The following is a 20,781-nucleotide window of genomic DNA, read 5'->3' on the forward strand; positions in this document are numbered from 1 at the left end:
ATTCAAGGCTCTTTTCGTATAGATTGTTGTTTTTGGACTATAAAGCTTGCCCGCTGATTTCCGCTCCAGTCACGCAGCGAACCCGCGGGGAGGAACAGAGCTCCTCGGCGCTTCAAGCCTGCGGGGTCTCCCGCTCCCTCTCTTCCCGCAGGACATTGAATAAGCTTCCTCGAATAAGCACCTCGTCGTAAGAAAATGCGAATGCATTTTCGAGGATCAAGTGCCTTCCCCTCCAATCAACTCAGTAATTAAAACTAGTTTGTAAGCAACAAACTTTGCGAAAACAGCCTTATACAAAAAAACCGGCAGGATCATAGTCTGCCGGTTTTTCCTATTTCTCTAACTTAATAGAATGGGCACCGTCAAAGAAAAATAAGTATCTTTCATTGACTTCCCTTTTTAAAATTTGTTCAAGCGCTCTTGTGTACATGTCCATTTGCACTTTATATCTATTTTCAAGAACTGGTTTTGCTTCGGCAAAGCCGCCTTTAAATCTTCCGGTGATACCGTCTGTTTTATAGTCAAGGAGCACTAAGCCCTGTTCATCTTCAAATACACAGTCCACAATTCCCTGGATTAAAACTGGCTCGTCTTCTCCTTGCCAGTTTGGATAAATTTCGCGGGCAGGGAACGATAAACTGAATGGGATCTCTCTTCTGGTTGATGCTGCCTGAACCATTCTTTGTCCAAGTTCACTTTCAAAAAACTGCACAATCAGCTGCGAATCGATGCTTTCCCGCTGATCTGCCGTCAACAACTCGTTACAAACCATCTCATCCATCTTGGCAGAGACAGATTCTTCTGTTGCCGGCCGGCTGAAATCGATATGCTGCATCACTGCATGCATGGCCGTTCCCCGTTCTGCTGGCGAAAGTGCTTTTTCCTGCATAAAACGAGGCCGGCTTAACATCGGCTTATTTATTTTACGGATTAATTCAGTGCCGCTATCTTCATCTGAGAATATTTCCCGCTGCCGCTTTACTTCTGAAACGGATTGTTTCGAGCGATGCTGGGCAGCCTGCTTGTAGGTATATTTCCATGAGAGTTGTTCCTGTATTTTTTCCTTATAATCCGATTCTGCAGGAACCTGCTTGCCTTCATAAACCAATTGAAGTAAATCTTCTTCACTTTCTTCTTTTTCTGAAGACAAGATGGCTGCGTCCCCGCTTTTCATAATCGTAATGTCCCAGCATGAAGGATGTTCAAGAATATCTGATGAGACCAGAGGGCTCACTGCTGCCGCTTCCCCTCGCAATGTTTCACAATTCTTATGTCTGACAAGGGATGGACCGATCCAGTCCAAATAGCTGTTTGCAGAGGCACGGTCGAACTCATTTAAAAGCCAATCTTTATGTTCAGCGGCCTGCAGCCACTGGCTCAGTTTCTTTTCAGCACTTTTTACAGAGGAAACCAGGTATAGCTTTTCTTTAGCCCGGGTTAAGGCAACATATAAAACGCGCATTTCCTCCGCAAGCATTTCCATCTTCTTTTTCCGTTTAAAAGCTATTTGCGGAAGTGATGGATAAGAAATTCTTTTTTCAGCATTCACATACTTAGCAGCAAACCCAAATTCCTTGTCCAGCATGTATGGCTTTTTCAAATCCATCGTATTAAAATTTCGGGCAAGTCCGGCTATGAAAACGAATGGAAATTCCAGTCCTTTGCTGCTGTGGATGGTCATTAGGCGCACAACGTCTTCCTGTTCACCTAAAGCACGGGCAGCACCAAGGTCATCGCCTCTATCCCGCATCCGCTCAATGAATCTCAGGAAGCGGTACAATCCCCTGAAGGAAGTTGCCTCATACTGTCTGGCCCTGTCATATAAAGCGCGAAGATTCGCCTGCCGCTGTTTTCCGCCCGGCATGCCGCCAACGAAATCATAGAAACGGGTCTCTCTGTAGAGATGCCAGATTAGTTCGGAAAGTGAACCCTGGCGTGCCATAACACGCCATTCCTTAAGCTGCTCAAAGAACGGGCGGACTTTTTCATACAATTCACCTGTTTCAAGGTTTGGTTCAATCCGGCAGAAGGAAGTCATTGCTTCGTAAAAAGAGCCTCTTTTGTTATGGATCCGGATTTGAGCTAGTTCTTCCTCTGTTAACCCTAAAATTGGAGATCTTAGAACAGAAGCAAGCGGAATGTCCTGATAAGGATTATCGATGACTTTAAGAAGGGACATCATAATCGCGACTTCCGTGGCTTCAAAATAACCGCTTGAAAGATTGGCATAGACAGGAATTCCCTGCTGCTTGAATTCTTCCATAATTTGCGGTGCCCATGTCATGGATCGAAGCAAGATCACGATATCCCGGTACATGGCAGGACGCCCGGATTGGGTTTTCGGATTGTAAACTTCTTTCCGCCCCCCAATAATTTCTTTAATTTTAGCAGCCATATACCTTGCTTCTAGCTGTGATTGTGCCAGCTCGGCGCTGTCGAAATCATCTTGCAGATCTTCGGGCTGCGTTTCATCCTGCTCGTTTCCTTCCAAATCGATAATAGCCAGTTCTACTGGATGCCCCTGATCCTCTGAATAAGGAGCTCCCTTTACCAGTTCAGCAGCTTCATCATAATCAATTTCACCAACAGCAACACCCATTATTTGTTTAAAAATATAGTTGGTGCCATGAAGCACTTCCTTACGGCTTCTGAAATTGCGTGCCAAATCGATCCTGAGCCCTGTTCCTGCTCCGTTTTGGTCAAAACAGGTATACTTGCCCAAAAATAAATTGGGTTCTGCCAGGCGGAAACGATAGATGGACTGCTTCACATCTCCTACCATAAATAGGTTTCCGTTTTCTTCTGAATCAGCCGTTACTAATTGCAAGATGGCTTCCTGCACCATGTTGGTATCTTGATACTCATCGACCAGAACTTCTTTAAACTGGTTTCTGCATGCAAGAGCAGCCTCTGATGGCAACAGACGGCTATTTTCACCTTGTAAAGAAAGAATTTCTAGGCAATAATGCTCTAGGTCAGCAAAATCAACAAGGCCCTTTTCCGTTTTCACCTGGCCAAATCGGATGGAAAAATCCTTTACTAAAGAAACCAGTGTTTCAATATGGGGTTTCATTTCCGCCATATCCCTAATAAAACTTTCCGGTCGGCGTCCAAATAACTCTTCCTGAAGATCAGATATAATCTTCTTTGCTTGATCCCTCAGCTTTTTAGCTTTTTCTACTAAAACCGGATCATAGTCATCGCCTTTACACGTCTTTGCTCTCCCGAAGGACCATGATTGCATGGCTTCATAAAGAGTCGACCATGAATCTTCTTTAGCTCCAATAAGAGTATTAACAACATGCAAATCTGCGATAAAGTTTTCAGCCCTCGGAGCCGGTCCGCCCGGCAGCCTGGTCAGTTCAAGGCAATACTCAAGCAGCTGCTTGGCTCCCTTCAGCTGCAGATCAACATCGTTCAAGAGGGAACGGACAAACGGCAGCTGTTCAAGACTTGCAGTTCCATCCACATTATACATCTCAACAATTGAGTCGAGATATTGATTTGGAGAAGGATTAGAACGGGCGAAATCGTATAAGTCCCGGATAATATCCTGTAGGGCTGTATCACTTCTGTCATTCGTAAAAGTATCTACAAGAGCGAAGAAAGCCTCATTTCCCTCCTTGCCGTACTCCTCTTCGAAAAGATCCTCGAGAACTTCATCCCTTAACAGCTGGGCTTCCGTTTCATCAGCGATCCGAAAGCCCGGGTCAATATCAGTCATATAATAATATTTCCGGATCATCTCCAAACAAAATGAGTGCAAGGTGGAGATGGAAGCTTTATTTAATAAACTCACCTGTTTTCTGAGGTGGACGGACGTTGGATCCGCATTGATGGCTTTTTCAAGAGCCTCGCCGATCCGGTGCCTCATCTCGGCTGCGGATGCATTCGTAAAGGTTACAACCAGCAATTCATCGACATTGATAGGATCTTTTGCTGCGATAATTTTATTGATGATCCTTTCAACAAGAACAGCTGTTTTTCCGGATCCTGCTGCTGCTGCAACCAGGATATCCTGGCCTTTTGCCATAATCGCTTTCCATTGATCATCTGTCCAAGTTGCGTCTTCCGGCTTAGGCGGAATGGTCATTTTCATCTTCCTCCACCTCCTTCTTGATCGTTTCTATAACGTCTTCTTTTGGCTTGGGGACAAACAGCCTGAAATCATTTGTTTCAAGCGATTCATCAAACTGACAAACTGATTTATAAGCACAAAAAGTGCAAGGCGTTTTTTCCTTCATTTTATAAGGGGCAATATCGACAGTTCCTTCTGTTATGCGGTTGCCGGTACTTGTATACATCTTCCTCACATAACGCCGTAAATAGTCAAACTCCTGCTTATTGGCGACCTTGGACCGCTTTGAAATGGTCCCGTCCTTCTTGAAGCCGGCGGAAATAATCGATGAATCTCCTGTTTCCAGCGTCTGGTCCATTAACCGGATGACATTTTCATCCCCCAGCATCAGTCCATTCATCTTGAACTTTTTATAGAGTTCTTGTTCTATATCCTCCAATGTCAGCATTTTTGATGTGCTTACAATTGGGTTATGGACATGGAAATACAGAACTCCCGCTGGATCTGCTTCCGTACCGATCAAGGCATTGGAATGGGCAATAATAATATCCAGGTAGGTAAGCATTTGCAGGGCGATGCCATAGTAGACTTCGCTGACATTCAAGTCTTTGGAGCTCGACTTATAGTCAATAACCCGTAAAAACGTTCCATTTGCATCCTGGGCTTTATCTACCCTGTCAATTCTGCCGACAAGCTCCATTTTCGACCCATTTTTAAGCGGGAAAACGAGCGAAGGCAATTCTCCTTTCGGGCCAAATCCGAGTTCAAGCCCTACTGGAGAGAATCCGCTTGATTTGGCATGCTCACTGATTACGAATGATGCTCTGCTGATGATTTGTTCAAGTTTTCTCTTAATATAGTGATGCCTGTTTGAGCTTAAGAGAATCTCATTTTGCAATTTAGGGGCAAGCATTTCGACTGCTTCTTTTGCGAGAATTTCACACTGTTCTCTGGTCATATCCGTCCATGATAGCTTTTGAGTCATAACCGTTTCAGCAATATATTTTAATGCAGCATGGAATAAATCTCCAATATCCGGAGCCTCCAGACGGTATACCTGCCTTTCCCTCAGCCTTAGGCCGTGCTGGGCAAAGTGGGAAAACGGGCAGCTGTGGAATAACTCCATTCTGGATACACTTGCCTGGATATGGTCGCCATACAGCTCTTTGCTTATGTTCTCACCTAGCTGCTGTGTGCGATTTTCATAATTCAGGCTGGAAAGAACCTTTAATGCCGGCCTTCTCCATTGCTCATTTTTTAAATAGATATTATAAACATCCCACCACAAATCATAAATCGGATAGTTTCGCTTCTTCAGCTGCAGCTGTGATGTCAGATAAGAAAGTGCCGTATTAAGGTTATCCGCATATTCAAGCTGTTCAGCTTCCGGCAAATCTGCAGGATCGGCCATAAAGGCATGCTGACTGGATTCAGGGAATAAATCTTCCATTCTTTTAATAAAAGGAGACGGCATGAGCGCTTTGCCTTCTTCATTTGCCAGCGGGTAGCTGATAAATAATCTTTCTGACGGTGTGACAAAGGCTTTATAAGCTAAAAATTCCTCATCCAGAAGGCGAGTTCGGCTTCCTGGAGCAAGTTTCATGCCATTTGCATGCAGCTTTTCCCTGTCTTCATCCGCCAGCACACCATCCTCCGTGAATTTGACAGGGAGTACTCCTTCGTTGAGCCCAATGACAAAAGCCGCTTTAATGTCAGTTAATCGGGATCTTTCCAAGTCCGCTGCCATTACCTGATCGATAGCAGGCGGAACAAGTGTAAAGCGCAGTGACTCCATTCCAGCATCAAGAATTGAAGCAAATCGCTTGAGAGTGACATCTTCTTCACCCAGCATTTCTACATATTGATCCAGAAGCTCCATTATGGCATTCCAAGCCTGTCCATGTTCCCTTGACTTAACAAGGTTCCCTTTTTCCTCTTCAGCCGTTTTCCACTGTTCCAGCTTTAATGGGACTTCAAGTTCCTCAAGATATAAGAACATGGCTTCACAATATTTACGGCCATTATCAGCTTTTTTAAGGCGGCGGGTTAGCCTTAAAATCGGGCCGGTAATCATTTCCCGCAGATCGTTTAATTCATCTTCGATTTTCTTTTCTGCATCTGTCTGGGCAACTGCTTCAAACTCCAGTCCCCTAATCCTCCTGTAAATCCACCTTCTCTTCCTCGTCCACTTATCCCCTTGGATGCCATAGGCAAGGACATAATTTTCAAGCCTATCCATCTGCTCGCGCAGACGGGATGGATTTAACTTTGACGGAAAGATCAGCTCAGTCTTAACCGCTCTAAAGATCGGTTCATAACGCCAGTTCCCATTGATGATCTCCAAGGTCGAGCGAATTAATTCCACTAGAGGGTGATTCAGCATCGTCCTTTTTTGGTCGATGAAATAAGGAATATCATAGTCATGAAACACGGTTTCAATCATGTCATGATAATCCTGTCCGTTTCTAGCCAAAACCGCAATATCTCTGTACCTGTATCCTTCAATGCGAATAAGCTGGTTTATTTTTCTTGCGATTCCTTCAATTTCGGCTCTTCTATTTACAGCCTGTCCAATATGAATGTCGGAATCTCCTAAAAAAGCAGCAGCCGGCCTGCTGTCAAAATTGGCTTCAAGATGCCTCAGGGAAGGCGTATTCCATCTTTTTTGCTCAGTAAGCTTGATCTCTTCGACATCCAGCCCATTCCGCGAAGCCATTTCAAAAATCGTTTGATAGTTTTCACCCGACATCCTGAATAAATGAAGCTCATCAGGAGCGCTTTGCTTAAATGGACGATCAAGTGTGAGTGTAATGGTTACCTTTTTGCACAGCTTCATCAGCTGCTCAACGATCATATATTCCTGCGGTGTAAAGCTATAAAAGCCATCTATATAAACTTCTGCATTTTTTAGATACTGTGATCGCGAGGCTTTTTCCGAAAGCAAACGGAAATAATCTTCAGAATCTGTATATTTACCGGAAAGGGATTCTTCAAAATTTTTATAGATTAATTCAAGATCATGAAGCTTATCCTGCAGCGCTTTGTTCGATTCCCCGCCAGCTGAAAGCTGATTCTGCCGCTCTGCCAGCTCATCAGGATTGACACAATAACGTTTAAATTCTGTCATCATCTGTTCGATTTGCTGGATAAATCCATTCTTATCAGCGGCCCGCTGGAAAAGCTTCAGCTCATCCTTTTTATCTTCTATGATTTTGCGGATCAGCATACTGATGCCAACGCTATTAAGATGGTATCTGCTCATGCCTCCAGTTTCCTGAAGAATCCTCCAGGCAAGGCGCGTAAAAGAATACACCTGGCTTCGAACCATTCCATTTAAACCTGGTGTTGTAATTAATTTATATTCTGATAGAAACGTCATCTGTTCCGGAACTAAATAGATAATCGGATCGCCATCCGGGCTGAACCGCAGTTCATCGCGGATTTCATTCAGGCAGTACTCCGTTTTGCCGCTTCCTGAACGGCCTATCAATAAACGTACGGTCATGTTTTTCCTCCTTAAAAGAAAAGCAGAAGCGCCCGACACCTCGAGTAGTCAGGCGCTGAAGCTATACAGTTATCGAAATTCAGATTCTTAATTAATAGATTACGCAGAGGCTTCCAGGCCAACTGCCTAAAGCTTCCTGCCTAGCAGTCATTATGTTTATATCTATATTCTCTAAAATTATTTTATCATATTAGCTGTTCAATTTTTCATATGGGGTCTTTCAAAAATGTGGAAATGAACAACTTTCATATACAGGCTATCCTGCATAGGTTATGGTGGCAGGTGATATCAATGGTCTCAAAACCAATTCTGCTGGCAACCTCCATTATTTTGACAGTAACAGGCATTTTTGTTGCCAGCAATATTTATACGCTTATTCCTATTTACGGGGATATAGCTGATACATTTAACGTGAATGAAAATTATATTGTCGGAGGAGGCAGTCTTTTTGCCTTTTTTTATGCAGCCGGATTGCTGTACTTTGGCCCTGCTTCTGATACTTTCGGCAGGCGAAAAATAATCACTATCGGTTTGCTCGCCTCATCATTGTCCACTTTTGCTGTGGGGCTTTCAACAAATGTTGAGGCGCTTTATATATTCAGGTTGATTCAGGGGCTGACACTTGGCAGCTTCGCACCTGTTGCTTTTGCTTATTCCTTTGACCTTTTTCCGCCAAAGAAACGTACCCTGCTGCTCGTATTTATCAATACAGGATTTCTCATTGCCGGTATACTGGGACAACTCATCAGCTCAACAATCACTTTTTATTTTCAGTGGAGCTATGCTTTTTATTTCTTTGCCATTTGTTATTTTGTGCTCTTTCTTATGTCGTACAAAATATTGCCTGGGACTCAACCGCCAGCCAAATCAAGAGTTTCCGTTATTCAGACTATGAAAAATCTTATAAAAAACAGCAGCCTGTTAAAATGTTACGCCATTACATTTACTTTACTGTTTTCTTTTGTAGCTTTATACGAAGCGATAGGCAGGTTTTTCCAGGGTACCAGAGAAGATTTATTTATATTAAGAGCGGTTGGATTAATCGGGGCAGTCCTGTCTCTTTTCACAGGCAAGTTAATCGACCGAATTGGCATTTACGCAACCATGAAGCTGGGTTTGTTACTGGGCATTTGCAGCATTATTAATATGGCTGTATTTAGCAGTACACCCGCTTTAATGGCCTTTTCCATACTATTTGTAGCCTCCATCTCCCTGCTTGTTCCAACAGTCATTACACTCATTGGCATGATTGCAGGCTCGGATCGGGCAAAAGCACTTTCGCTCTATTCATTTATCCTTTTAACTGGAGCCAGCCTTGCTTCGCCTGTTGTGATGGTCCTTCAATATGAGTATGTGCTGCAGCTGCTGCTAGCCTTTTTCCTTTTGAATATGGTACTTAGTTATTTTCTATCAAAAGAAATTAATCTTAGGCCACAGTCAGAATAAATAAGAAAAGCGCGGGACTTGACCGCGCTACTTTTATTCTTTCCATTCCGGCCGAAGCAGCCCGTATAAAAACATATCATGCCTGCTTCCATCACGTTCAAGAAAATCTCTGAATCTGCCTTCCCTTTGGAACCCAAGGCCTTCATACAGGGACACGGCTCTATTATTATATGAAAATACAGTAAGCTGCAGCCTATGGAGATTCAATTCCATGAAAGCATAACGAATAAGGCATTGCATGGCTTCTTTTCCATAACCTTTCCCCCATTTAGATTCAGCTGCAATAGCAATGGTGATCCAGGCGGTTCGGTGCGGCCATAGAATACCGTTTAACTCTGCATAGCCGATAAGTTCATTTGTATTTTTTAACCGAATAGCAAACCTGAAAGTATCTTGTGAAGATTCGTCCATCCAATTTTTAATTTCTGTTTCCTGCTTAGGTTTTACCGGCAGCGCATCCAGGTTGCGCATTATTTTTTCATCTGTATACCACTGGATGATCTTTTTAATATCTCCCTCATTAAAAGCTCCCAATGCTATATCTTTTCCGGATAATATATTTCCGCTGAGCATTCCATCACCCCCGGAACAATAATTTCTGTATTAAGTGATTGAATCCTTCTTTTACTGGATTAATTGGTGTTTCCAAGTATTTTTAATTTATTAGACAAGGCTTCAGTTAAGCCGTAACCTTCCTTGGACACACGACCCTAAGGTATCTGGTTTCAGCCCCGCTCTATCTCCAGTCAGCCAAATTCCCGCCCCACAACAATCTCTACTTCATACAAGATGAACCAATGTGAAAAAGGGAGGTACAACAAAATTATAGACGCAGAAAAACCCCGCCAGACTGGAAGTATGGCGGGATTTTTCGGTCCGGTTATCATTGGATTTTTCTTTTATCCTCGCAAATCATCAGCAGATTGCCTTCACTATCCCGGAAATTAAAAAAGGAAATATCCCCATGCTCCTCAATCCCGCTAAAAATTTCTGCATTTATAGATTTGACGTAGTCATAAGATTGGTAAATATCATTCGTATCGAAAAAGAAAAGCGGCTTTGCATCCTGCTTGGCAACGACTCCTTTATTGGCATCGAGAATAATGCCAGAACCGCCTGTTACCGGCAAATCATAAATCGTGCCTTCATGAGCTGTATCTTTTTTCGGATGCCCGAGCAATTGCGAATAGAAATCGATTGCTCTGTTCATATCTTTTACATGGATAAAAATGGCGCCAACCTGATTTTTTACAGGGCTTTTCATGATTCCACTCCTATTTTTAAATTTTGTATCTTTTTTCACCGGCTAAAGGCTCTTGCGAACCAAATATCGAATTTCGCGGATATCCCGTTTTATTTTCCCAAGAAATGCTGGTTTGCCTATCTGCAAGCATGACTCAGCTGCTTTTTCCCCTGTATATGATGAAGAATGCCGACCACAATTGGAACTCTTTCGGTCCCCTTCTCTCCGATTTCTCCAGCTCAGGGGCACGATTGGTTCTCTTTCGTCCCCCTTCTCTCCGATTTTCTCCAGTTCAGAGGCGGATTGGAACCGCCTTCTGAGAATTCCTGCCACTAAATTTGAGCGTCCGCTCAAAAAGAAAAGAGTCCCCTAAGGAACCCTTTATTCGTATGTTTCCACAAAAACTGCAGCACCCATGCCGCCGCCGACACACAAGGATGCAATCCCTTTTTGTCCGCCTCTTCTTTTCAATTCGTGGACAAGGCTAACGACAAGGCGGGCACCAGTGCAGCCGATTGGATGACCCAGGCTGATTCCGCTGCCGTTTACATTGACTTTGTCGCGATTCAAGCCAAGTTCCTTTTCAACTGCGAGGTATTGTGCTGCAAAAGCTTCATTAACTTCAATCAAGTCTGCATCCTCAAGTGACCATTCTAGGTTTGCAAGTCCTTTTTTAACAGCCGGAACCGGCCCTCTTCCCATGACTTTTGGATCTACTCCTGCTACTGAGAAGCCAACGATTTTCGCTAGCGGCTTTAAGCCTTTTTCCAGCGCCAGCTCTTCAGGCATTAGAACAAGCGCCGCTCCGCCATCATTTAGGCTGGATGAATTCCCTGCCGTAACGGATCCACCCTTTCTGAATACAGGCTTCAAACCGCTTAGTTTATTGGCAGTTAAATCACTGCGGGGGTTTTCATCCTTTGTAACAATTACTTCCCCTTTCCGGTTTTTCACTGTAATTGGAACGATTTGCGAGTCAAAGTAACCGTTTTCAATTGCATTCAAAGCTCTTTGATGGCTCAGCAAAGCAATTTCATCCTGTTCTTCTCTTGTGATGCCATGGATTTCTGCCAGGTTTTCAGCAGTCTCCCCCATCATAATATGATGGATCGGATCCTCCAAAATCTCCCACACTGTATCTGTTACTTGCCCATGCTGCATGCGGGCTCCCCAGCGATGCTGCTTTAATGTATAAGGGCTGGAGCTCATTGCTTCAACTCCGCCTGCAATGACGATATCTGACATGCCCGACTGAATTTGCAGCGCAGCAGAAATAATCGCCTGCATACCTGAAGCACATTGTCTTTGTACAGTGAACCCGGTTGTCGTATCATCAAAGCCTGCAAGCAAAGCAGCTGTTCTTGCCGTATTTGGCTCATCCGTGCGCTGGATGCAATGGCCTAAAATGACCTCATCCACCTCATTGCTTTGCAGTCCGCTTCTCTCCGCTGCTTTTTTTAAAGCCGGAACAATTATATCAGTCGGAAGAGATCCTTAAAGGCTCCGCCAAATGTTCCGACCGGTGTCCTGACAGCTGATGTTATTACTACACTTCTCATCCTTTTTCACCTCGTTTATTTTCCTCAGCCACAGTTCCGAGCATCCGCTCGAAACCGTTCGTTACATCATTATTCCGCCATCTACATGAAGGACCGTTCCATTAACATAATCTGATTCATCGGAAGCAAGGAACAAATATGCGCTGGCAATGTCTTCAGGATTTCCAAGCCTGCCAAGCGGGACCATTCCTTTCATTTGCCCTATAACCTTTTCTGGAACCTTTGCTGTCATACCGGTTGCAATAAATCCAGGAGCAACTGCATTCACGTTGATTCCTTTTCTCCCCAATTCCTTTGCCCATGTCTTAGTCATGCCGACTACCCCAGCTTTTGCTGCTGCGTAGTTTGTTTGTCCGATATTTCCATAGACTCCGGAAACAGATGAAGTATTGATAATTTTTCCGCCTCCCTGCTCCACCATTGCCGGAAGGACTGCTTGAGTGCAGTGAAATACACCAGAAAGGTTGACATCCAAAACTGCCTGAAAATCTTCAGCAGATAGTTTCGATAGCATCCCATCTCTTGTAATTCCTGCATTATTTACTAAAATATCAATTCTTCCAAATGTCTCTTTTACGGCTTCAACCATTTCGTCAATGCTTTGCCTGTCTGCCACATTTACCTGAAAAAATTCTACGTTGAATCCTTTATCTTTTAGCACCTGTGCTCTTGGTTGTCCAAGGTCAGCATTATAATCCGCCATAGCTACCGAAGCTCCTTCACTGGCAAACCTTTCTGCAGCTGCAAAGCCAATACCGTTGGCGGCTCCGGTTATAATGGCTGTTTTCCCTTTAAGCCTCATCTGTTGCACCCCCCGTTATAATTCAAAAATTCTGACATCACACCAAACAGCTGATCTATATCATCGATCGGCGGCGAATGTCCGCAATCTTTTAATTCGACAAAGCTTGCATTTTCTCCTATGTCTTCGATAATTTCTTCAGCCATTTGTTTAGGAATGACCAAATCCCTGAACTAACACCACGCCCTGCCCATTACGCTCCAATCACGGTCCCAAAACGAAGCCATTTAGCTTTAAACCCATCATAAAAAAAGGCTGTTACAAATGAGTTACACCACCAACGGATAATGGTAATTTTTTAAATCGGTTTAATAGCCGCTAAAAAAGGCTAAGAAATATAAAACAAATGACGGCAAATTGAAAGGAGCAATCATGATGAAAGTTGTTTATGGCTTAATGGCTCAAAACGGAGATGCCCAGGAATTGTTATGGGATCTGGGCTTTTGGGAAAGCGAAGAATCCGCCAGGGAATATTTAAATACAGAAATGGCCAATACGCGCGGAATTACAGTTGAACCGATTAAAATTAATGATCCTATACCGGTCTCACCAGAAGAAATAGAGGAAGACGAAATGGTTGCCTGCTCCCTGTGCGGAATTCAATATAACCGGGAAGATGTCAATATGACTGATTATGATGAAAATGTTTGTGTTAATTGTGAGCCTGAATATAGGGAGAATCCTAATTTGCATGTTATCTAAAAATTGTTGTTCTTAGGACCGTACTAGTTATTTTCAGAATCTAAGCATTATAAAAAAGGACTCGAATTTTATCGAGTCCTTTTGCAGCAGCTTTTACATAAATTTAGGCTCTGTTCATCTTGCCTGTGGATTTCCGCTCCCAAATCATCATAGTTCAAAATCACAATGAAATTTAATAGCTAATTTAAAAAGAAGCGTCCATTTCATCAAGCGGCCAGTAACGCAGATTCACTTTTCCAACAACCTGCTCCGCTGAGATAAACCCAAAGTGGCGGCTGTCCCAGCTTCCAAGGCGGTTATCCCCCATCACAAACAGCTGACCCTCCGGAACTGTTTCCGTGCCTGTCATTTCTCGAAGAGTGAAATCGCCTGTTAGCCTGCCGCCAATTGCATCTTTCCGGTATTTTTCCAAATATGGCTCATCCACTTTTTTGCCATTGATATACAGTTTATCATTGCGGTATTCTATTTTATCTCCTGGGAGCCCAATAACTCTTTTTACAAAGTCCTCTTTATCATTATGATGAAATACAATGACGTCAAAACGATCCAAATCACTGGCCTGATAGCCGATTTTATTAACAATTAGCTTATTCCCATCCTGAAGTGTTGGCATCATGGATTCACCTTCCACCACATAATTGGAGAAGAAAAAAGTCCTTATAAAAGCAAAGATAATAATGCCGATAGCAAAAGCCTTTATCCATTCTGCCCCTTCTTTTTTCAATTCTTCCTTCACACTGCATCTCCCCCAATGCTTTCTAGAATCGCTATTCTTTATCAGTGCGATCTTTTTCTACGCTCATATTCATTTTTATTTCAATGATTTTGCCGACATACCAAAGAATAAAAATAACCAGCGCAACAATGGCTGACCGAATTGGCTGTGTCACTAAAGACCTTATGTCATAGCCAACAAAGCTAATTGTAAAAATCATAACCATTTTGCCTGTCAGGACAGCCAGCATATATTGAGCAATGCTGATGTTTGAAAGGCCTGCCACGATATTTACAACAGCAGATGGAGTAAACGGAAAGCAAAGTAAAATGAACAATGGGCCGAACCCATGCTTTTCCACCCAGCTCATCAGCTTTTGCACCTTTTGATGCTTTTTCAAAACCCGCAGTATTCTTTTCTGTCCGTATTTGCGGATCAGCAAGAAAACAATTAGGGCTCCCGCTACAGCACCTATCCAGGAATACAAGAAACCAAGCCAGAGGCCGAATGCGCTTGCGTTTGCCATAACAAATAAAAACAGCGGCAGAAACGGCAGAAACGCTTCAAGCAAAGGCAGCAGGATGCCTGGGAGGGGGCCAAAAGAGCGATATTCCTGAATTAGATCCATTATATTTTCCAATGTAAACCAATCTTTGAACAGTTCAAAATCCATTTAGTATCTCCTTGTACATATGCGGCGAGCAGCTTTTTATAAGTCGGAACGCAAATCCCCATTTTTAAAAAGGGCAATTTCTTCTATTTTTACCACTTACCCTTTTATTGTACACCTAATCAGCAAAAAAAGAGTGAATCGAACTCCCGGCTCTTTCTATTATTTTGAGAGAAATTCATGAATAGCTGCTTTGTTTTCCTCCAGATTAATCGCAAGTACAGCAGCCCCATTGATCCTCTGATTTTCAAATGTGCCATCAACAGGAACACGGAGAGTTTCCACATTCCTGCTATCTTTAGAAATAAAGTCTTTCCCAATATAAAGCATGTCTCCTGTATCCATATTAGTATTTACGAAAGGTGTTACAACCCCTATCAGTTTCGGCAGCTTTGTAATGGTTTGGAAGCTGGTGAACTGGCTGGCAACTTCCTTCATCACTTTCTGCTGGCGCTCTACTCTTCCAAAATCACCCACTGCATCCTGCCTGAATCTTACATAACCGAGAAGATGCTCTCCATCCAGGCGCTGCAGACCGGGTTCCAGAGTAACCCCAATATTGGCGGACATTCTTTTTTCAACGTCAATTTCTACTCCTCTTGGGAAAGCCTCATCAATTAAATGGACAAAGCCCTCAAAATCCACAATAGAATAATATTGAGTATCTAAATCAAAGTTTTCCTTCAGCGTTTGCCTTAATAGCTCTGGCCCGCCATATGCTAGTGCTGCATTTATCCTATTTTGTCCGTGGCCCGGGATGTCTACATACATATCCCTCATAAAGGAAAGAAGTTTATATGTGCCCTTATCAGGATGATATTGGGCTACCATAATTGTATCTGCCCTTGATTTTTCTTCCCCCCTGGCGTCACTTCCTAGTATCAATATATTCGTTCCACCGTACTGATCCTTTTCTCCATTAAACTCAAATTCTTCTGTCTCTATATTGGCCTCACCTTTTGATTGGGAAACCCCCTGCTTGAATTGGAAATAAGAATAAGCAAGTGTGCCGGCAAACAACAGAAACAGAATTAAGAGTAACGATTTCCATTTCCTCTTCTTTTTCTGCTTTTTATATTCATGTCTTTCAGATCTCATAAAAGTAAGTCCTTTCTATAAAACAAAATGATAGTCCCGCTGGTTTGGCAGGCCGGGCTTTGAAGATATGCTAAACAAACCTTCAAATATATTTGACTGATGTTCTTGTTAAAAAGTTTCGATATCGGCACTGGTATATCCTGTATACCCTTATAATTTGCAGATGAATTACTTTCTTTGCAATTTATTTTGATAATCTGAAACCTTTGGGGCGGTTTGGCAGAAAAAATTTAATTTCGTTGATATATCGGCTTTTTCGTTGATATATGCAGGTTTTTCGTTGATAAATTGAAAAATTCACTGATATATCCATTTTTCCGTTGATTTTTATATGTTTCCTATTCCAATTATTTCACAAATCAAACTAAAAAACCGCAATCCCGAAGGCCTGCGGCAATTCTTTTATAGGTATTGATCGAACCAGCCAGCAATATAGTTGAGGCGGCTGATTCTTAGGTTAGGCTTCCCGCTTCTTGAAAGTTCATGGTTCGATTCAGGGAAACGGACAAATTTAGCTGTTTTTTTGCGATGCTTTAAAGCAATGAATAATTGCTCTGCCTGTTCAATCGGACAGCGGTAATCTTTTTCACTATGAAGTATCAGCAATGGTGTAACCATTTCATTCACGTAGGCAAGCGGAGAATGTCTCCATAGCTTATCAATATCGTTCAAATCACTTTTAATTTGCCAGTCCGTAAAATAATAGCCGATATCACTTACCCCGTAAAAGCTGATCCAGTTGGAGATGGAGCGCTGAGTGACTGCTGCCTTGAAGCGGTTTGTATGTCCAATAATCCAGTTGGTCATAAAGCCCCCATAGCTTCCGCCTGTCACGCCAAGCCGGTCTTTATCAATAAAAACATAGTTTTCCAGCGCGTAATCGACTGCATCCATAATATCTTCATAATCTTTGCCGCCGTAATCTCCCCTTACAGCGTCAACAAACTGCTGGCCGTATCCATGGCTTCCTCTTGGGTTAATAAATAATACGGCATAGCCTTTTGCAGTAAGGCATTGAAATTCGTGGAAATAGGAATTGGCATACATCGCATGAGGTCCGCCGTGGATTTCCACTACAAGCGGAGCTTTGTCGCCGTCCTGCAGATGGAGTGGCTTCATGATCCAGCCATGCAGATCCCAATCATCTGAAGATTTAAACTGAATCGGCTCTGCATCTGCAAGCTCCACCTTGCCCAAAAACTCTTCATTCACATATGTCAGCTGTTCTAATTCTCCCGTTGGAACGTTCAGCAAAAATAAATCGCCGGGATATGCAGGCTTGCTGATGGCTACGACTGCCTGGTTGATGTTTCCGCCGGTAGTCAAACCATACACATGCTGCTGATCCAGCAGCGCCGGGTACAATTCGCCCTCCAAAGAGCCATAATAAACAACTGTATTGCCATTGTCCGTGGCCAGGAAATAAAAACTCCTGCTGTCCTCTGCCCAAAGAATTCCCGGTGTCACTACACCCTGCTGGAAATCTCCGATTGCATAATCCCCTGCCAAAATATCAGAATCCGCAGTCAGGCACTGTATGTTTTCAGTTTCAAGACCGTAAATCCATACCTTTGTATGTGTGGCATTTTCATATTCTCTTTCGTGTCCGAACATACCCAGATATTTTCCATCTGGTGACCATGTTGCATTACCAAAATAACCTTTGCCGTTCGTCACCTTTTTCATTTCTTTTGTTTCAGGATTGACGAGATAAACATCGCTTACGAAAGAAAAATCTTTTTCTTCGCTTAAATCAGCCGTTACAGCCACTGATTTTCCATCCGGGGACCAGCTTTGCACCTGATAGTCATGCTCACCTGAAGTTAGCTGTTCAATCATGCCAGTCTCTATATCTACAGCTGCCACTTGGCTGTATCTTCCACTCCAAAATCCCTGAGCATCGGATTTGTGTTTCATTTTATTAATTTCAAGCGGAACCGGCTTCTCATCTTGCTTTTCCTGTTTTTCCGCTTTCCCCGCTTCTTCATCTGGCTTCAAAGAAACATTAAAAGCAAGCTTCTTTCCGTCCGGTGACCAAATTGGATTGGAAGCGCCATTTGTGCTTTGGGTCACCTGGCGCGCTTCACCGCCTGTTATGTTCATAATATAAATCTGCGGATTGCCGCTCCTATCGGATACGAATGCAAGCGTTTGTCCATCTGGAGACCAGCGAGGTGAATGATTTTTATGTTCACCATACGTCCATTGGACCGGTTTATTCTTTTCACCGGTATTAATATAGAATAAATTCGAGCTATATGTATTTTTATCTTCTAACATTTTCGTTTCAACATATACCAAATCGGAGCCATCTGAGGATAACTGCGGGTCGGCAACCGACTTTAACTCATAAATCTTCGGGTTGTATTGTTCTCTTTTGTGTCATTTCTTTCATCCTTCCTAACTATGCTGTTCTACTTATTTCGACATTGGAAATAAAATCCCTTCTCATTCTGCAAATAGGTGAAACTTTTTTTGCGAAATGGAAATGATGAGGATAGCAGCTGCTTTCAACTGATTCGACAAATAAAGGCTCTTGCAAGGAGAAGCTTTCCTTTGTAAAATTAAATAAGAACATTTGTTCTAAAAAGATTATTTGGATGAAACTTGCAAGCTCGTGTAATAGCAGGCAACTTTTGATTAAGGGAGTAGAAAGATTATGACGAGAATTCCTGAGGAAGACCGTAACGTAATGGAACAGGCTATCTATTTGCCAATGGTATTAACCATTTTAAACCGTGATCTGATTGTTATTAATAAAAGCCCATTCAAACTAAAACAGCCTTATCTGGATTTAGTTGAAGAAACCCTGAAAGTCATACAAAATGAACTGTCAGAAGTCAAACGCTATATGAACAAAAACCAGCTCAAGGTTCATGAAATTAAACGAGATGACGCGTTTACCATGTTCATGTTTCTTTATAAAGGCTACGAGGAGCATCATAATTACTTTAATCCCCGCATCCGCAACAAAGTTCAGGAGCTAATGGTATATTATCTGTTTAAAAGGCATGTGGCCGGAACTGGCAAAAACCTAAAAGCAAATTAGTTCGATAAATTTGTAATGGGAAGAGCCTGCTTTTAATATTGTAATATACACGGAAAAACAGAAGCATGAAAACATGCATGCTTCTCGCTTATCCTGCTATCCCTAATCCCTTCTTGCACCATAAGCTCCCGCTCTCTCCGAAGCATTCAAACTTCTGGAACCATTTAAAAAGTATATTGCCTTTCTCTCTGATTCTTCTATCCTGCTTATTAGAGTTGTTTTTAGCAATGCTGTCCTCAGCAGCTGGTTATTAAAAGTATTATAAGACACTGGAAGAATAAAACTTTGCTTATTTTTGAAAACCGCCTCGGTATTTCCGTCATCAGTCCGCTTGTAATAGAGAATATGCTCCTGTGCGATCCAAATGCATTCAGGATTGCTTGGAGAGGTTGTTGGGAAAAAATAAATGAAGTTTGTGGGGTCAATTGTAATCGGAGCCTTGTGGGTTATTCCGGTCAATTGTCGCGTTCCCTCTTTTCTGCCTTCATAGCTTGAACCGAAAAACCTGCAGCTTTTTTTAATAATTTCGATGGGTTTAAATGGGGAAGTCAATTCTTCATCAAGCTCCCAAATTTGTGAATAAACCTTAAGGCCATAAGGGAGAGGCTTGATAATCATCGTATTTGGATTGATTTCATATTCTTCGATTAGCTGAGTATTTGGGCTTCTCATTTTTTCATCTCCTTTTCTTGTATACCGCCGCTTTTTCATAATAACACCAATTAATCTAAAAATTACTAATTTTCGATAATAGTTGCTAAATTATTCACATTTTCGACATCCACGAAAATATTTTCTAAAAATTTAAAAAACTTAGTTGAATATTCAGAAGGAATTCCATATAATATTAAAAAGCATCAGGGGTGATTTCCATGAAGGAAAAATCATACACCGAATTAATGAAAGCGAGCGCCATGAAGCGCAAGCAGCAGAAAGAGTCCTTTGTTCTTGACCTTTACATTGACATGCTGATTTCTGAGATCCTGCTGAACACAGAAAAAGAAAAATTAATGAAAAAAGTGGACGCAGCCATTGACGAAGGAAACAAGCCGGCATTTATCCATTTATCAAATCAGTACAGGGAACTTTCCAAACGTTTCGGTACTTAGCAAATTAAAGTTGCCCCCCGCCAAAAGCGGGGGATTTTATTTTTACAGTTAGGAGAATGACTCATGAGTGACAGGCATTTATTTTTAATGGGCGGCAACCCGCCTTTCGGAGAAATTTCAGGAAGAAAATTTGCAGGGCTTTCTTCTGTTTCTACAAGCAAAGTAGCAGTACTCTTTTTGGAAAGGGAAGGCTGGATAAACTATATGGACAAGTATACAAGGCCTTTAAAGCAATACGGAGTTAAAGATTTCACCTATCTTCCGCTGTCCTCTTCTCCGTCAGCTTCACTTTTTGAGGAACTGCTCTCCTGCTCCGGAATCATAATTGGCGGCGGCGAAACAGAAAAATACAGGAGCTATATAGCGGAAACAGGACTTGGTGAATGCATCAGGAAGATGTATTGGGAAGGTATCCCCGTAGCAGGCTTTTCGGCAGGGGCTTTAATATGCCCGGAGCATTGTATAATCCCTCCAGTTGACACGCCGAAAAAGCAGCATCTTTTTCTTGATGGGCTCGGATTGATCAGTGATTGTGCTATCAGTGTCCATTTTACAAAATGGAACGAAAGGGAAAATTTAAAGGCGGCTATGAAAAGGACTGGTGCTTCAATTGGTTATGGAATTGATGATGGAGCAGGTATTTATTTTAATAATGAAATACCTGTTTTTAAGGACGGAAGCATACATACATATAATAAGATCTAAAAAGCAGACCCAATGGGCCTGCTTTTATCTTCTTAATAGAATGTCTCTGTTAAACTTGCCTGGTGATTTCCGCTTCAGGCACTTAGCGAACAGCGGG

The 20,781-nt window shown here is 42.4% G+C and carries 16 protein-coding genes and 1 pseudogene; 5 read left to right on the forward strand and 12 right to left on the reverse strand.

The features are described 5' to 3' along the window. Positions 1–331: 331 nt before the first annotated feature. Both addA and addB read right to left on the reverse strand, forming a co-directional pair. Positions 332–4,099, reverse strand: a complete 3,768-nt coding sequence (gene addA / locus AC3ZVC_RS23505) for a helicase-exonuclease AddAB subunit AddA (protein ID WP_490065485.1) — start codon at positions 4,097–4,099, stop codon at positions 332–334. Continuing rightward, complete coding sequence (addB, locus tag AC3ZVC_RS23510; protein ID WP_490065486.1) at positions 4,077–7,583, reverse strand: helicase-exonuclease AddAB subunit AddB; 3,507 nt, start codon at positions 7,581–7,583, stop codon at positions 4,077–4,079. Before addB ends, addA begins: the two co-directional genes overlap by 23 nt. A 291-nt stretch (positions 7,584–7,874) precedes the next feature. On the opposite strand from addB, the gene AC3ZVC_RS23515 reads away from it, so the two are divergent. Further along, on the forward strand, positions 7,875–9,029 hold the full coding sequence (locus AC3ZVC_RS23515) for an MFS transporter (RefSeq protein WP_490065487.1): 1,155 nt from the start codon (positions 7,875–7,877) through the stop codon (positions 9,027–9,029). A 33-nt stretch (positions 9,030–9,062) separates the two neighbouring features. On the opposite strand, the gene AC3ZVC_RS23520 is transcribed toward AC3ZVC_RS23515, so the two are convergent. The 5 genes and pseudogenes from AC3ZVC_RS23520 to AC3ZVC_RS23540 form a co-directional block, all read right to left on the reverse strand. Then, on the reverse strand, positions 9,063–9,602 hold the full coding sequence (locus AC3ZVC_RS23520) for a GNAT family N-acetyltransferase (protein WP_490065488.1): 540 nt from the start codon (positions 9,600–9,602) through the stop codon (positions 9,063–9,065). A 310-nt stretch (positions 9,603–9,912) separates the two neighbouring features. Then, complete coding sequence (locus AC3ZVC_RS23525) at positions 9,913–10,293, reverse strand: VOC family protein (RefSeq protein WP_490065489.1); 381 nt, start codon at positions 10,291–10,293, stop codon at positions 9,913–9,915. A 360-nt stretch (positions 10,294–10,653) separates the two neighbouring features. Next, positions 10,654–11,831: pseudogene (locus tag AC3ZVC_RS23530) on the reverse strand (thiolase family protein). Positions 11,832–11,892: 61 nt separating this feature from the next. Then, positions 11,893–12,633 carry a 3-oxoacyl-ACP reductase FabG gene (gene fabG / locus AC3ZVC_RS23535; protein ID WP_490065490.1) on the reverse strand — a complete coding sequence of 247 codons (741 nt, stop codon included), beginning with the start codon at positions 12,631–12,633 and terminating at the stop codon, positions 11,893–11,895. Next, the gene (locus AC3ZVC_RS23540; RefSeq protein ID WP_490065491.1) at positions 12,630–12,797 is read right to left on the reverse strand and encodes an alpha/beta fold hydrolase; all 168 of its coding nucleotides are present in this window, start codon (positions 12,795–12,797) and stop codon (positions 12,630–12,632) included. Before AC3ZVC_RS23540 ends, fabG begins: the two co-directional genes overlap by 4 nt. A gap of 208 nt (positions 12,798–13,005) precedes the next feature. Here AC3ZVC_RS23540 and AC3ZVC_RS23545 point away from each other — a divergent pair, with 208 nt between their 5' ends. Continuing rightward, positions 13,006–13,335 (forward strand): hypothetical protein, encoded by a 330-nt coding sequence (locus tag AC3ZVC_RS23545; protein WP_490065492.1) that lies wholly within the window; start codon positions 13,006–13,008, stop codon positions 13,333–13,335. 184 nt (positions 13,336–13,519) lie between these two features. Here AC3ZVC_RS23545 and lepB read toward each other — a convergent pair whose 3' ends face one another. From lepB to AC3ZVC_RS23565, 4 genes are all read right to left on the reverse strand, one after another. Beyond that, positions 13,520–14,074, reverse strand: a complete 555-nt coding sequence (gene lepB / locus AC3ZVC_RS23550; protein ID WP_490065493.1) for a signal peptidase I — start codon at positions 14,072–14,074, stop codon at positions 13,520–13,522. A 31-nt stretch (positions 14,075–14,105) separates the two neighbouring features. After that, on the reverse strand, positions 14,106–14,726 hold the full coding sequence (locus tag AC3ZVC_RS23555; protein WP_490065494.1) for a TVP38/TMEM64 family protein: 621 nt from the start codon (positions 14,724–14,726) through the stop codon (positions 14,106–14,108). 159 nt (positions 14,727–14,885) lie between these two features. Beyond that, positions 14,886–15,821, reverse strand: a complete 936-nt coding sequence (locus tag AC3ZVC_RS23560; RefSeq protein ID WP_490065496.1) for an LCP family protein — start codon at positions 15,819–15,821, stop codon at positions 14,886–14,888. Positions 15,822–16,223: 402 nt separating this feature from the next. Beyond that, a complete protein-coding gene (locus AC3ZVC_RS23565) occupies positions 16,224–18,122 on the reverse strand; it encodes a S9 family peptidase (RefSeq protein WP_490065497.1) in 1,899 nt (632 codons plus the stop codon). 358 nt (positions 18,123–18,480) lie between these two features. On the opposite strand from AC3ZVC_RS23565, the gene AC3ZVC_RS23570 reads away from it, so the two are divergent. Continuing rightward, positions 18,481–18,870 (forward strand): YhjD family protein, encoded by a 390-nt coding sequence (locus AC3ZVC_RS23570; RefSeq protein WP_144543397.1) that lies wholly within the window; start codon positions 18,481–18,483, stop codon positions 18,868–18,870. 102 nt (positions 18,871–18,972) lie between these two features. Here AC3ZVC_RS23570 and AC3ZVC_RS23575 read toward each other — a convergent pair whose 3' ends face one another. After that, a complete protein-coding gene (locus AC3ZVC_RS23575; protein ID WP_490065498.1) occupies positions 18,973–19,542 on the reverse strand; it encodes a competence protein ComK in 570 nt (189 codons plus the stop codon). 200 nt (positions 19,543–19,742) lie between these two features. Here AC3ZVC_RS23575 and AC3ZVC_RS23580 point away from each other — a divergent pair, with 200 nt between their 5' ends. After that, positions 19,743–19,979: an IDEAL domain-containing protein gene (locus AC3ZVC_RS23580; protein WP_110065404.1), complete on the forward strand. Its 237-nt coding sequence runs from the start codon at positions 19,743–19,745 to the stop codon at positions 19,977–19,979. 63 nt (positions 19,980–20,042) lie between these two features. After that, the gene (locus AC3ZVC_RS23585; RefSeq protein ID WP_490065499.1) at positions 20,043–20,684 is read left to right on the forward strand and encodes a Type 1 glutamine amidotransferase-like domain-containing protein; all 642 of its coding nucleotides are present in this window, start codon (positions 20,043–20,045) and stop codon (positions 20,682–20,684) included. Positions 20,685–20,781: the final 97 nt, after the last annotated feature.

This window comes from Cytobacillus sp. C11.1 (genome assembly GCF_058145115.1).

Bases quoted from the DNA above. Each gene is read 5' to 3' on its own strand.
- addA (WP_490065485.1), bottom strand. From the start codon at position 4,099: ATGAAAATGACCATTCCGCCTAAGCCGGAAGACGCAACTTGGACAGAT.
- addB (WP_490065486.1), bottom strand. From the start codon at position 7,583: ATGACCGTACGTTTATTGATAGGCCGTTCAGGAAGCGGCAAAACGGAG.
- AC3ZVC_RS23515 (WP_490065487.1), top strand. From the start codon at position 7,875: ATGGTCTCAAAACCAATTCTGCTGGCAACCTCCATTATTTTGACAGTA.
- AC3ZVC_RS23520 (WP_490065488.1), bottom strand. From the start codon at position 9,602: ATGCTCAGCGGAAATATATTATCCGGAAAAGATATAGCATTGGGAGCT.
- AC3ZVC_RS23525 (WP_490065489.1), bottom strand. From the start codon at position 10,293: ATGAAAAGCCCTGTAAAAAATCAGGTTGGCGCCATTTTTATCCATGTA.
- fabG (WP_490065490.1), bottom strand. From the start codon at position 12,633: ATGAGGCTTAAAGGGAAAACAGCCATTATAACCGGAGCCGCCAACGGT.
- AC3ZVC_RS23545 (WP_490065492.1), top strand. From the start codon at position 13,006: ATGATGAAAGTTGTTTATGGCTTAATGGCTCAAAACGGAGATGCCCAG.
- AC3ZVC_RS23555 (WP_490065494.1), bottom strand. From the start codon at position 14,726: ATGGATTTTGAACTGTTCAAAGATTGGTTTACATTGGAAAATATAATG.
- AC3ZVC_RS23560 (WP_490065496.1), bottom strand. From the start codon at position 15,821: ATGAGATCTGAAAGACATGAATATAAAAAGCAGAAAAAGAAGAGGAAA.
- AC3ZVC_RS23570 (WP_144543397.1), top strand. From the start codon at position 18,481: ATGACGAGAATTCCTGAGGAAGACCGTAACGTAATGGAACAGGCTATC.
- AC3ZVC_RS23575 (WP_490065498.1), bottom strand. From the start codon at position 19,542: ATGAGAAGCCCAAATACTCAGCTAATCGAAGAATATGAAATCAATCCA.
- AC3ZVC_RS23580 (WP_110065404.1), top strand. From the start codon at position 19,743: ATGAAGGAAAAATCATACACCGAATTAATGAAAGCGAGCGCCATGAAG.
- AC3ZVC_RS23585 (WP_490065499.1), top strand. From the start codon at position 20,043: ATGAGTGACAGGCATTTATTTTTAATGGGCGGCAACCCGCCTTTCGGA.